Consider the following 12,438-nt stretch of genomic DNA (forward strand, 5'->3'; position numbering starts at 1 on the left):
CGCCTGGCATCGGCTGACGCTCGACGGCGGATCACCCTTTCCAGCAACCCGGTAGCCAGGATTCGACAATATGGCGGACTTCGAGAGCTGCGGCGTACGCCTGCTCACTCCCTGGAAGAATTGAACGGCGCGACGTGCAAAAGGGTCCATAATCCACAAGTCAATTGATTCAAGTCATTACACCATCAGTTGATTTCTCCCAACGCGACCAAAGGTCGCACCCTTGCGCTAGAGCTACAGGCGTATCATTGCGCCACTGCAACACCCCTTTTGACCGCGGTCGGCACGCATCGACCGAGGCATTTTTCCACTGCCGTGGGATGCAATGATGAGCAACCAGATTCCCGTACAAGACGTTACCCCGCCTGCCAAAAACGCGACCAACAGCGTCGACCTCTACGCCTCCAGGGAAAAAATCTACACCCGTGCCTTCACCGGCCTGTTCCGCAATCTGCGCATGCTTGGCGGCGCCGGATTGTTCCTTCTGTACTTCGGTACCGTGTGGCTCAACTGGGGCGGCCACCAGGCTGTCTGGTGGAACCTGCCGGAACGCAAATTCTTCATCTTTGGCGCCACGTTCTGGCCCCAGGATTTCATCCTGCTCTCGGGCCTGTTGATCATCGCCGCCTTCGGCCTGTTCTTCATCACCGTCTATGCCGGCCGCATCTGGTGCGGCTACACCTGCCCGCAGAGTGTCTGGACCTGGATCTTCATGTGGTGCGAAAAGGTCACCGAAGGCGATCGCAACCAGCGCATCAAGCTGGACAAGGCGCCCATGAGCGCCAACAAGTTCCTGCGCAAATTCAGCAAGCACAGCCTCTGGCTGCTGATCGGCTTCGTCACCGGCATGACCTTCGTCGGCTACTTCTCGCCGATCCGCGAACTGGTCATCGACTTCTTCACCGGCCAGGCCGATGGCTGGTCCTACTTCTGGGTCGGCTTCTTCACCCTGGCCACCTACGGCAACGCCGGCTGGCTGCGGGAACAGGTGTGCATCTACATGTGCCCCTATGCACGCTTCCAGAGCGTGATGTTCGACAAGGACACCCTGATCGTTTCCTACGACCCACGCCGTGGCGAAGCCCGTGGCCCGCGCAAGAAAGGCGCCGACTACAAGGCCCAGGGCCTGGGCGACTGCATCGACTGCACCATGTGTGTCCAGGTCTGCCCCACCGGCATCGACATCCGTGACGGCCTGCAGATCGAATGCATCGGCTGCGCAGCCTGCATCGACGCCTGCGACAGCATCATGGACAAGATGGAGTACCCCCGCGGGCTCATCAGCTACACCACCGAACACAACCTCTCGGGGCAGAAAACCCATAAACTGCGCCCGCGCCTGATCGGCTATGCCCTGGTGCTGCTGGCCATGATCAGCCTGCTGGTTGCGGCATTTTTCATGCGTTCGCTGGTGGGCTTCGATGTCAGCAAGGACCGGGTGCTGTACCGCGAAAACGCCGAAGGCCGGATCGAAAACGTCTACAGCCTGAAGATCATGAACAAGGACCAGCGCGATCACACCTATGTGCTGGACGCCTCCGGCCTGCCGGACCTGAAGCTGCAGGGCAAGCGCGAAATCCACGTGGTGGCCGGCGATATCGTCAGCATGCCGGTGGAGCTGTCGATTGCTCCCGAACAGCTGCCATCGACCACCAACGAGGTGAAATTCATCCTCAAGGATGCCGACGATGACAGCGTCCATGTTGAAGCCAAGAGCCGGTTCATCGGCCCACAAATTCGTTAAGAGAAGTGATCATGCCCGCAGCCACCGCCGCAAGCCCCTGGTACAAGCACCTCTGGCCCTGGATCATCATCGGCATCCTCGCCTGTTCCGTGACCCTGACCCTGTCCATGGTGACCATTGCCGTGAACAACCCGGACAACCTGGTCAACGACAACTACTACGAGGCCGGCAAGGGCATCAACCGCTCCCTGGACCGCGAGCTGCTGGCCCAGACCCTGAAGATGCGCGCCAACGTGCACCTCGATGAGCTGACCGGCGAAGTCGAACTGCGCCTGAGCGGTGACAGCCAGCCCAAGACCCTGGAGCTGAACCTGATCTCGCCCACCCAGCCGGAAAAGGACCGCAAGATCACCCTGGCCCGCAGCGAAACCGAACACGGGCGCTACATCGGCCAGTTGACCGACCAGGTCGAAGGGCGGCGCTTCGTCGAACTGCTGGGGGTCGAGGGCGACAAGACCTGGCGCATGTTCGAAGAAGAACAGGTCAGCCATGACAAGGACCTGCTGCTGGGCGACGAGCCCCTGCAAGGTGCCGAAGACCTGAACTGAGCAGTACCTGCCGTACATCGCCGGCCCGTCGCCTCCCCTGCCCTTGCAGCGGGACCGGTGCGCCGGCGATGAGTTTTTCCCACACTACAAAGACCGCCGATGACCACGCCACTGCCTTGCTACCACTGTGCCCTGCCGGTTCCTGCCGGTAGCCGGTTCACCGCCGTCGTGCTTGGCCAACCCCGGGAGTTCTGCTGCCCGGGCTGCCAGGCAGTGGCCGAAGCCATAGTCGCTGGCGGTCTGGAGCACTACTACAGCCATCGCAGCGAGGCCTCGGCCAACCCTGAAGCCCTGCCCGTGCAACTGGTGGACGAACTGGCGCTGTACGACCGCGCCGACGTGCAGCAGCCCTTTGTCCGGCACGAAGGCGAGCTGGCGGAAACCACGCTGCTCATGGAGGGCATCAGTTGTGCCGCCTGCGGCTGGCTGATCGAAAAACACCTGCGCAGCCTGCCAGCGGTGGCCGAAGCCCGGCTCAACCTGTCCAACCACCGCCTGCACGTGCGCTGGGCCGACAGCCAACTGCCCCTGAGCCAGGTGCTCAGCGAGCTGCGCCACATCGGCTACGCCGCCCACCCGTATCAGCCGGATCGCGCCTCCGAGCAACTGGCCAGCGAAAACCGCCTGGCCTTGCGCCAGCTGGGCGTCGCCGGCCTGCTGTGGTTCCAGGCCATGATGGCGACCATGGCCACCTGGCCGGAATTCAACATCGACCTGAGCCCCGAGCTGCATACGATCCTGCGCTGGGTCGCGCTGTTTCTCACCACGCCCATCGTCTTCTACAGCTGCGCACCGTTCTTCAAGGGCGCCATGCGCGATTTGCGCACCCGCCACCTGACCATGGACGTCTCGGTGTCCCTGGCCATCGGCGGGGCCTACCTGGCCGGCATCTGGACCTCCATCAGCGGCATTGGCGAGTTGTATTTCGATGCCGTCGGCATGTTCGCCCTGTTCCTGCTCGCCGGCCGCTACCTGGAACGCCGGGCCCGGGAGCGCACCGCGGCGGCTACCGCGCAACTGGTCAATCTGCTGCCAGCTTCCTGCCTGCGCCTGGATGAAGACGGCCAGAGTGAACGCATCCTGCTCAGCGAATTGCGCCTGGGCGACCGGGTGCTGGTGCATCCCGGCGCAGTACTGCCGGCAGACGGCAAGATCCTCGACGGCCAATCAAGCATCGACGAATCCCTGCTCACCGGTGAATACCTGCCGCAGCCCCGTGGCCTGGGCGATAGGGTGACCGCCGGTACCTTGAACGTCGAAGGTGCGTTGACAGTGCAGGTCCAGGCCCTGGGCCAGGACACCCGGCTATCGGCCATCGTGCGCCTGCTGGACCGGGCCCAGGCAGAGAAACCGCGGCTGGCGGAGGTTGCCGATCGTGCAGCCCAGTGGTTCCTGCTGTTCTCGCTGATCGCCGCGGCCGCCATCGGGCTGCTGTGGTGGCAATTAGACGCCTCACGGGCGTTCTGGATCGTCCTGGCCATGTTGGTGGCGACCTGCCCTTGTGCGCTGTCCCTGGCCACGCCAACAGCCCTCACCGCCGCCACCGGCACCTTGCACAAGCTCGGCCTGTTGCTGACCCGCGGCCATGTACTGGAAGGCCTGAACCAGATCGACACAGTGATTTTCGACAAGACCGGCACCCTCACCGAAGGGCGGCTGGCGCTGCGTTCCATCCGGCCATTGGGGGCCCTGTCCAGCGATGACTGCCTGAGCCTGGCCGCAGCCCTGGAAAACCGTTCCGAACACCCGATCGCTCGGGCTTTCGGCCGTGCCCCAGTGGCCGCCGAGGAAGTTACCAGCAGCCCCGGCCTGGGCCTGGAAGGCCTGGTGGGCGATCAGCGTCTGCGCATCGGGCAACCAGCCTACGTTTGCCAGCTCAGTGGCTGTACCGTTCCGCCCATGCCCGATGAAGCCGGCCAATGGCTATTGCTCGGTGACAGCCAGGGGGCTCTCGCCTGGCTGGTGCTGGACGACCGCCTGCGCAGTGATGCTCCGGCCCTGCTGGCGGCCTGCAAGGCCCGTGGCTGGCACACCCTGCTGCTGTCCGGGGACAGCTCGCCGATGGTCGCCAGTGTCGCTGCCGAACTGCAGATCGACGAAGCCCGGGGTGGCCTGCGCCCCGATGACAAGCTGCAAGTGCTGCAACAGCTGCACCAGCAGGGCCGCAAGGTGCTGATGCTCGGCGATGGGGTCAACGATGTGCCAGTGCTGGCCGCCGCCGACATCAGCGTCGCCATGGGCTCGGCCACTGACCTGGCCAAGACCAGCGCCGATGCGGTACTTCTGTCCAATCGCCTGGATGCCCTGGTGCAGGCCTTCAGCCTGGCCCGCCGCACGCGCCGGGTGATCATCGAGAACCTGCTCTGGGCCGGGCTGTACAATGGCCTGATGCTGCCGTTCGCCGCCCTCGGCTGGATCACTCCGGTGTGGGCGGCGGTCGGCATGTCCATCAGTTCCCTGACCGTGGTGCTCAACGCCCTGCGCCTGACCCGCATGCCGCGGCCGGCCGACAGCGCCGACGCCCCCGAAACCCGCCCGTTGCCGGCCTGAGCCGCCGGGCCTGGAGTCCAGATGCCAGCTCTTTACGTGATGATCCCGGCCGCCCTGCTGATCGTGGCCATCGCCATCTACATCTTCTTCTGGGCGGTGGACAGCGGCCAGTACGACGATCTCGACGGCCCGGCCCACAGCATCCTGTTCGACGACCAGGACCCAAGCCACACCGCCGCGGTGGATGAGGCCAAGGGCCAACCGAGCAGCGAAGCCGACCCCGGCAGAAAATCGGAACCGCCTCATGCTTGAACTGGCCCCTCTGCTGGTCTCTGCGCTGATCCTCGGCCTGCTGGGTGGCGGCCACTGCCTGGGCATGTGCGGCGGCCTGATGGGCGCCCTGACGCTGGCCATCCCCCCGGAACAGCGCAGCCGACGCCTGCGCCTGCTGCTGGCCTACAACCTGGGCCGCATCCTCAGCTACGCCCTGGCCGGCCTGCTGCTGGGCCTGGCGGGCTGGGCTGTGGCCAACAGTCCGCTGGCGCTGTTCATGCGAGTGCTGGCCGGCTTGCTGTTGATTGCCATGGGCCTGTACCTGGCCGGCTGGTGGAGTGGCCTGACCCGCATCGAAGGCCTTGGCAAGGGCTTGTGGCGGCATATCCAGCCGCTGGCCAGCCGCCTGTTGCCGGTTTCCAGCCTGCCCCGTGCATTGCTCCTGGGGGCGCTGTGGGGCTGGCTGCCGTGCGGCCTGGTGTACAGCACCCTGCTGTGGTCGGCGAGCCAGGGCAGCGCCCTGGACAGCGCGCTGTTGATGCTGGCCTTCGGCCTGGGCACCTGGCCCGTGCTGCTGGCCACCGGGCTGGCAGCCGAACGGATCACCGCCTTGCTGCGTCAGCGCAGCGTACGCATGGCTGGCGGCGTGCTGGTCATTCTCTTCGGCATCTGGACCCTGCCCGGCCCTCACCAGCACTGGCTGATGGGCCACTGACCCCGGGGAGGCGGCCGGCAACCGGGCCTGCACGCCTCGTCGGCACTGCTCCGGCGGCTCCCGAACACCCTTGATACAAGTCAAGATGGCCCTGGCCTGAACCTCCTAGACTCGCGAACACTGCCAGCCTATCCGGGGGAATTCCCGCATGCTCGACGCCATTCGTTGGGACACAGATCTGATCCGCCGCTACGACCTGGCGGGACCGCGCTACACCTCATACCCGACCGCAGTGCAGTTCAACAGCCAGGTCGGCGCCTTCGACCTGCTGCACGCCCTGCGCGACAGCCGCAAGGCGCAGCGCCCGCTGTCGCTGTACGTGCACATCCCGTTCTGCGCCAACATCTGCTACTACTGCGCCTGCAACAAGGTCATCACCAAGGATCGCAGCCGCGCCCTGCCCTACCTGCAGCGCCTGGAACAGGAGATGCAACTGATCGCCTGCCACCTGGCCCCCAACCAGCGGGTGGAACAACTGCATTTCGGCGGCGGCACCCCGACCTTTCTCAACCACGATGAACTGCGCCAACTGATGGCCCTGCTGCGCAAGCACTTCAATCTGCTGGACGACGACTCCGGCGACTACGGCATCGAGATCGATCCCCGGGAAGCCGACTGGTCGACCATGGGCCTGTTGCGGGAGCTGGGTTTCAATCGGGTCAGCATCGGCCTGCAGGACCTGGACCCGGCAGTGCAACGCGCGGTCAATCGCCTGCAAAGCCTGGACGAAACCCGGGCGGTGATCGAAGCGGCCCGCACCCTGCAGTTCCGTTCCATCAACATCGACCTGATCTACGGCCTGCCCAAGCAGACCCCGGAAAACTTCGCCCGCACCGTGGAAGAAGTCATCAGCCTGCAACCGGACCGGCTCTCGGTGTTCAATTACGCCCACCTGCCGGAGCGTTTCATGCCCCAGCGGCGGATCAACGGCAGCGAACTGCCTGCCCCGGCGGAAAAGCTGCAGATGCTGCAACGCACCATCGAACAGCTGACGGCTGCCGGCTATCGCTACATCGGCATGGACCATTTCGCCCTGCCCGATGATGAACTGGCCATTGCCCAGGAAGAGTCCACCCTGCAACGCAACTTCCAGGGCTACACCACTCATGGTCATTGCGACCTTATTGGGCTCGGTGTTTCAGCCATCAGCCAGATCGGCGATCTCTACTGCCAGAACAGCAGCGACCTGACGCACTATCAAAATGCCTTGGCTGGCGCACAACTGGCCACCAGTCGCGGCTTGGTATGCAACGCCGATGACCGTCTGCGCCGGGAAGTTATTCAGCAACTGATCTGCAACTTTAGTCTTAAGTTCGAAGAGATCGAACAGGCTTTCAATATCGACTTTCGCGGCTACTTCAATGAACTCTGGCCGGAACTGGAAGAGATGGCCGACGACGGCCTGATTGAACTTGGCAGCGAAGCAATCATCGTGCTGCCAGCCGGTCGCCTACTGGTGCGCTCGGTGTGCATGGTGTTCGATGCATACCTGGGCCAGCAGAACCGCCAGCGGTTTTCCCGGGTGATCTAGGATTTCATGAGCAAGGATGCAGCCTTCATCACCTGCTCAGGGCTCAAGCCCGCTTCTTTCATTGCCTTGGCCAGGGAGGCATTGGCGGTCAGCAAACCGCCGTTGAGTATTGCCAGGGCAGATTGCAGGCTGCCGATCCGGACCTTGGTTTCTTCTGGGCTCAGGTGCTTGTCGGCCATGACCGCCTGGAGCTGGACGAGGGTCTCGGCAATCTGTTGTTGCAATTTTCTGATCATCTTGAGGATCTGCTGAATGTTTTCCGGCAGGCCGCTTTCCTCGATATCACTGTCACGCCCTTTGGCGGCGGCGGATTTGTTCAGGCCGGCGCCAGACAGCGACACTTTGACGCCCTCCCCGATCACTGGCTCTGCAACTAATGGAGAAACTCTTAGTTGCTCGTCAACCTGACTTGTCGAGGGCTCTTGAAGTGACTGCAAGTTATTGCTGCCATTAGTAATAGCGCCAACGGACGACATAATTTCAGCCTTCCAAGTTACTTTCGTTAACAGGTTATCGACCCATAAAAGGATAGCTTTACGACTAACAGTCAATACGGCACGGACTGGCCGGAACCTCCTCCCGTGAGTTACCCTTACGGCTTATGTGTGTTTTCCCACAAGGATTCTAGAATGTCCGAGCCAGTTAAACTGCGCGCTCACAACCAGGCCCATTGCAAGGATTGCAGCCTGGCACCCCTCTGCCTGCCACTTTCGCTGAATTTGGAAGACATGGACGCGCTGGACGAAATCGTCAAACGTGGCCGCCCATTGAAAAAAGGCGAATTCCTGTTCCGTCAGGGTGACGGCTTCGACTCGGTGTACGCCGTGCGTTCGGGCGCCCTGAAAACCTTCAGCCTGAGCGACAGCGGCGAAGAACAGATCACCGGTTTCCATCTCCCCAGCGAGCTGGTAGGCCTGTCAGGCATGGACACCGAAAGCCATCCCGTCTCGGCCCAGGCGCTGGAAACCACCTCGGTGTGTGAAATCCCCTTCGAACGCCTCGATGAGCTGGCACTGCAACTGCCACAGCTGCGTCGCCAGCTGATGCGGGTCATGAGCCGGGAAATCCGCGATGACCAGCAAATGATGCTGCTGCTGTCGAAAAAGACCGCTGACGAGCGTATCGCCACGTTCCTGGTCAACCTGTCCGCGCGCTTCCGCGCCCGGGGCTTCTCGGCCAACCAGTTCCGCCTGAGCATGTCGCGCAACGAAATCGGCAACTACCTGGGCCTGGCGGTGGAAACCGTGTCCCGGGTGTTCACCCGTTTCCAGCAGAACGAACTGATTGCCGCCGAAGGCAAGGAAGTGCACATCCTCGATCCGATCCAGCTCTGCGCCCTCGCCGGCGGCTCGGTGGAGGGCTGATCCACAGCCTGTGCGGCTGAGCCAGGCGGCTCGGTCGCGGGTATACTGGCGCGGCCTATTTGCCCGCCAGGACACCTGAAGATGGCCTTCGATTCCTTCGACATCAAATCCCTGATCCGCCCCGTCATCGATTTCCCGAAACCGGGCGTGATCTTCCGCGACATCACCCCCCTGTTCCAGTCTCCCCGGGCCCTGCGCCTGGTGGCGGACAGCTTCGCCCAGCGTTATGTCGAAGAAGACTTCAGCCACATCGGCGCCATGGACGCACGGGGTTTTCTGATCGGCTCGATCATCGCCTACCAGTTGAACAAGCCGCTGATCCTGTTCCGCAAACAGGGCAAGCTGCCGGCCGACATCCTGGCCGAGGGCTACCGGACCGAGTACGGCGAAGCCTTCATTGAAGTCCACGCCGACAGCCTGTGTGAAGGCGACTCGGTGCTGTTGATCGATGACCTGATCGCCACCGGTGGCACCCTGATCGCCGCCGCCAATCTGGTACGGCGCATGGGGGCGAAGGTCTATGAAGCCGCGGCGATCATCGACCTGCCGGAACTGGGCGGCTCGCAGAAGCTGCAGGACATGGGGATCCCGACCTTCTGCCTGACCCAGTTTTCCCTGACCGAACGCTAGCCTGCACCTACAGCCCCATCTGCTTGCTGATGATTTCGTTCATCACCTCGCGAGTGCCGCCGCCGATCGACAGAATGCGGTTGTCGCGGTACAGGCGCTCCACCAGGCTTTCGCGCATGTAGCCCATGCCACCGAGGATCTGCACCGCATCGTGGGTAATACGGTCGGCGGTATCGGTGGCGAAGTTCTTGGCCATGGAAATTTCCTTGATCACGCTCTTGCCGGCGGCCATCTTCGCCGCCTGGCGATAGGTGAACTCCCGGGAAACCTCCAGGGCCGTGGCCATCTCCGCCAGACGGTGCTTGAGCACCTGGAACTTGGCGATGGGCTTGCCGAACGCCTCCCGCTCGCGCGCCCACTTCAGGCTTTCCTCCAGGGCCATCTGTGAGGTCATGTTGGCCATCAGGGCCAGGGCCAGGCGTTCGCTCTGGAAGTTGCCCATGATGCAGGCAAAGCCCATGTTCTCGGCGCCGATCAGGTTGCCCACCGGCACCCGGCAATCGTCGAAGAACAGCTCGGCGGTATCCGAGGCCCACCAGCCCATCTTTTTCAACTGCCGACCCACAGTGAAGCCCGGCGTGCCCTTTTCGACCAGCAACAGGCTGATACCGCCGTAGCCAGGTTCGCCGGTGCGCACCGCAACGGTGTAGAAGTCGGCGCGCACGCCACTGGTGATGAAGGTCTTGCTGCCACTGAGCCGGTAATGATCGCCATCGCGCACGGCGCGGGTCTGCAGGTTGGCCACGTCCGAGCCGCCGCCGGGCTCGGTGACCGCCAGGGCGCTGATCTTCTCCCCCGACAACACCAGCGGTGCGACCCGCTCACGCAATTCGGGGCGGGCCCATTTGACGATGGGCGGCAGGCCGATATCCAGGGAGCCGAGGCCCGCCACCAGGCCGCCGGAGCCACTGCGCATCAACTCCTCGCTGGCGGCGATCTTGGCGAACAGATCACCCTCATGGCTGCCACCCAGGGCCTCGGGGTAACCGATGCCCAGAAGCCCGGCGGCCCCGGCCTTGAGGTACAGCTCACGGGGGAAACTGCCCGCCTCCTCCCACTCGTCGATCTGGGGAAGGATTTCACGCTCGACGAAACGTCGCACGCTGTCGCGGACCAACTGGTGGCTGGGGTCGAAGTATTCCTGGCAGGCAGACATCGGCAAGCTCCTCTGAAGGGTCGAAGGAACTTACCAAGCGCTTGCTTGGTTTTCAAGAGAATGCGTGGCGCATCCTTCGCCAGTCAGCCGGCTTCCGCAGCCTTACAACGCTATGGGTTTGCGACCGGCAAAGGAGTGAGCCAGGGTGCCGCCATCCACCAGCTCCAGCTCGCCGCCCAGAGGCACGCCGTGAGCGATGCGCGAGGTGATCAGGCCCTTGTTGGTCAGCAGTTGGGCGATGTAGTGTGCAGTGGCTTCGCCTTCCACCGTCGGGTTGGTGGCCAGGATCACTTCGCTGAAGCTGCCCTGCTCCTCGATACGCGCCAGCAACTGCGGAATGCCGATGGCCTCCGGGCCCAGGCCATCCAGAGGCGACAGGTGGCCTTTGAGCACGAAGTAGCGCCCGCGATAGCCGGTCTGCTCCACCGCGTACACATCCATCGGCCCTTCCACCACGCACAGCAGGGTGTCGTCGCGACGCGGGTCGGCACACTGCGGGCACAGCTCGTCTTCGGTCAGGGTCCGGCACTGGCGGCAATGCCCCACGCCTTCCATGGCCTGGCTCAGGGCCTGCGCCAGGCGCAAGCCGCCACTGCGATCACGCTCGAGCAGTTGCAGGGCCATGCGCTGGGCGGTTTTCTGACCCACGCCCGGCAAGGTACGCAGGGCATCGATCAGTTGGCGAATCAGGGGGCTGAAGCTCATGGGCAAAGGTCCGACAAAAACAACGAGACGCGGTTTATACCCGCGCCTCGGGGTAGCGTCAAATGCTCGCGTCCGGGGCGACCTTGACCACCAGCTTGCCGAAGTTGCGCCCCTCCAGCAGGCCAATGAAGGCTTCTGGTGCCTGCTCCAGTCCCTCGACCACGTCCTCCTTGAACTTGACCTTGCCTTCGCGCACCCAGGGCGCCATGGCCTTGATGAACTCCGGATGGCGGTCGCCATAGTCGTCGAAGACAATAAAGCCCTGGATGCGTACCCGCTTGGTGAGCAAGGTGCGCTGCAGCAGTGGCAGGCGATCCGGCCCCGGCGGCAGCGCCTGGGCGTTGTACTGGGCGATCAGCCCGCACAGGGGAATACGCGCCCTGGGGTTGAGCAGGGGCAGTACCCCGTCGAAGACCTTGCCACCGACGTTCTCAAAATAGATGTCCACGCCCTTGAAGCAGGCCTGGGCCAGTTCGTCGGCAAAGTCGGGGCTCTTGTGATCGATGCAGGCATCAAAACCCAGCTCCTCGACCACATAGCGGCATTTGTCGGCGCCACCGGCCACGCCCACCACCCGCAGCCCCTTGAGCTTCGCCACCTGCCCCACCACCGACCCCACGGCGCCGGAGGCCGCACCCACCACCAGGGTTTCCCCGGCCTTGGGCTGGCCGATGTCCATCAGCCCCATGTAGGCGGTCATTCCGGGCATGCCGAGCACACCCAGGGCCATGGAAGGGCTGGGCAGGCCAGAGGGCACCGGGATCAGGTTGCGGCCATCGCAAATGCAGTGGCTCTGCCAACCAGTGGCGCCCACCACCAGGTCGCCCTCCTGGAACTTGGGGTTGAGCGAACGCTCGACCCGGCTCACTGCACCGCCGGTCATGACCTCGTCTATTTCCACTGGCGCCGCATAGGACGGGGCATCACTCATGCGCCCGCGCATGTAGGGGTCCAGGGACAAGTAGAGGGTCTTCAACAGCACCTGGCCATCAGCCAGTTCCGGCAAGGCCACCCGCTCCAGGCGGAAATTCTCCGGGACCGGCGCGCCTTCGGGCCGAGAGACCAGTACCACGCGCTGATTGAGGGTCAATGTTTGCGGCATCATGGACACTCCTTTAGGGAAGGTTGAATGAAAGGGTATAGGTTGCAGACCCTGTGAATAGCATCACGTTCGATGTTTCTGCAGATGGATCTGCTGTGGCCTTCATCGGCCAGCCGGCTGCTACCCACCGCGCAGTGCTGATCGCCAGGGCAAAAAAAAGCCAGGCTCAAGGCCTGGCTT

The 12,438-nt window shown here is 63.4% G+C and carries 12 protein-coding genes; 8 read left to right on the forward strand and 4 right to left on the reverse strand.

Annotated elements, in window-relative coordinates; translation table 11 throughout:
- Positions 1 to 328 precede the first annotated feature (328 nt).
- From ccoG to hemN, 6 genes are all read left to right on the forward strand, one after another.
- Positions 329 to 1,744, forward strand: a complete 1,416-nt coding sequence (gene ccoG / locus AC1RMG_RS27305) for a cytochrome c oxidase accessory protein CcoG (RefSeq protein WP_019093855.1) — start codon at positions 329 to 331, stop codon at positions 1,742 to 1,744.
- An 11-nt stretch (positions 1,745 to 1,755) separates the two neighbouring features.
- On the forward strand, positions 1,756 to 2,292 hold the full coding sequence (locus tag AC1RMG_RS27310; RefSeq protein ID WP_011060236.1) for a FixH family protein: 537 nt from the start codon (positions 1,756 to 1,758) through the stop codon (positions 2,290 to 2,292).
- Between the two features lie 99 nt (positions 2,293 to 2,391).
- Positions 2,392 to 4,842, forward strand: coding sequence for a heavy metal translocating P-type ATPase (locus AC1RMG_RS27315; protein ID WP_011060235.1), 2,451 nt, complete (start codon positions 2,392 to 2,394; stop codon positions 4,840 to 4,842).
- A gap of 21 nt (positions 4,843 to 4,863) precedes the next feature.
- Complete coding sequence (ccoS, locus tag AC1RMG_RS27320) at positions 4,864 to 5,094, forward strand: cbb3-type cytochrome oxidase assembly protein CcoS (protein WP_041116903.1); 231 nt, start codon at positions 4,864 to 4,866, stop codon at positions 5,092 to 5,094.
- Positions 5,087 to 5,770 carry a sulfite exporter TauE/SafE family protein gene (locus tag AC1RMG_RS27325; protein WP_053157107.1) on the forward strand — a complete coding sequence of 228 codons (684 nt, stop codon included), beginning with the start codon at positions 5,087 to 5,089 and terminating at the stop codon, positions 5,768 to 5,770. Before ccoS ends, AC1RMG_RS27325 begins: the two co-directional genes overlap by 8 nt.
- A gap of 148 nt (positions 5,771 to 5,918) precedes the next feature.
- The gene (gene hemN / locus AC1RMG_RS27330) at positions 5,919 to 7,301 is read left to right on the forward strand and encodes an oxygen-independent coproporphyrinogen III oxidase (protein ID WP_011060232.1); all 1,383 of its coding nucleotides are present in this window, start codon (positions 5,919 to 5,921) and stop codon (positions 7,299 to 7,301) included.
- On the opposite strand, the gene AC1RMG_RS27335 is transcribed toward hemN, so the two are convergent.
- Positions 7,298 to 7,777 (reverse strand): hypothetical protein, encoded by a 480-nt coding sequence (locus AC1RMG_RS27335; RefSeq protein WP_493170714.1) that lies wholly within the window; start codon positions 7,775 to 7,777, stop codon positions 7,298 to 7,300. The genes hemN and AC1RMG_RS27335 overlap by 4 nt on opposite strands.
- A 153-nt stretch (positions 7,778 to 7,930) precedes the next feature.
- Between AC1RMG_RS27335 and fnrA the strand changes: the two genes are divergently transcribed.
- Positions 7,931 to 8,665, forward strand: a complete 735-nt coding sequence (gene fnrA / locus AC1RMG_RS27340) for a Crp/Fnr family transcriptional regulator FnrA (protein WP_011060230.1) — start codon at positions 7,931 to 7,933, stop codon at positions 8,663 to 8,665.
- A gap of 81 nt (positions 8,666 to 8,746) precedes the next feature.
- Complete coding sequence (locus tag AC1RMG_RS27345) at positions 8,747 to 9,295, forward strand: adenine phosphoribosyltransferase (RefSeq protein ID WP_011060229.1); 549 nt, start codon at positions 8,747 to 8,749, stop codon at positions 9,293 to 9,295.
- A 7-nt stretch (positions 9,296 to 9,302) separates the two neighbouring features.
- Here AC1RMG_RS27345 and AC1RMG_RS27350 read toward each other — a convergent pair whose 3' ends face one another.
- The 3 genes from AC1RMG_RS27350 to curA form a co-directional block, all read right to left on the reverse strand.
- Positions 9,303 to 10,451 (reverse strand): acyl-CoA dehydrogenase family protein, encoded by a 1,149-nt coding sequence (locus AC1RMG_RS27350; RefSeq protein ID WP_011060228.1) that lies wholly within the window; start codon positions 10,449 to 10,451, stop codon positions 9,303 to 9,305.
- 102 nt (positions 10,452 to 10,553) lie between these two features.
- Entirely contained in the window at positions 10,554 to 11,156 is a 603-nt protein-coding gene (recR, locus tag AC1RMG_RS27355; RefSeq protein WP_011060227.1) for a recombination mediator RecR, read from the reverse strand.
- Between the two features lie 58 nt (positions 11,157 to 11,214).
- On the reverse strand, positions 11,215 to 12,258 hold the full coding sequence (gene curA, locus AC1RMG_RS27360; RefSeq protein WP_011060226.1) for an NADPH-dependent curcumin/dihydrocurcumin reductase: 1,044 nt from the start codon (positions 12,256 to 12,258) through the stop codon (positions 11,215 to 11,217).
- Positions 12,259 to 12,438: the final 180 nt, after the last annotated feature.

The organism is Pseudomonas sp. GW822-FHT04H02, assembly GCF_058800645.1.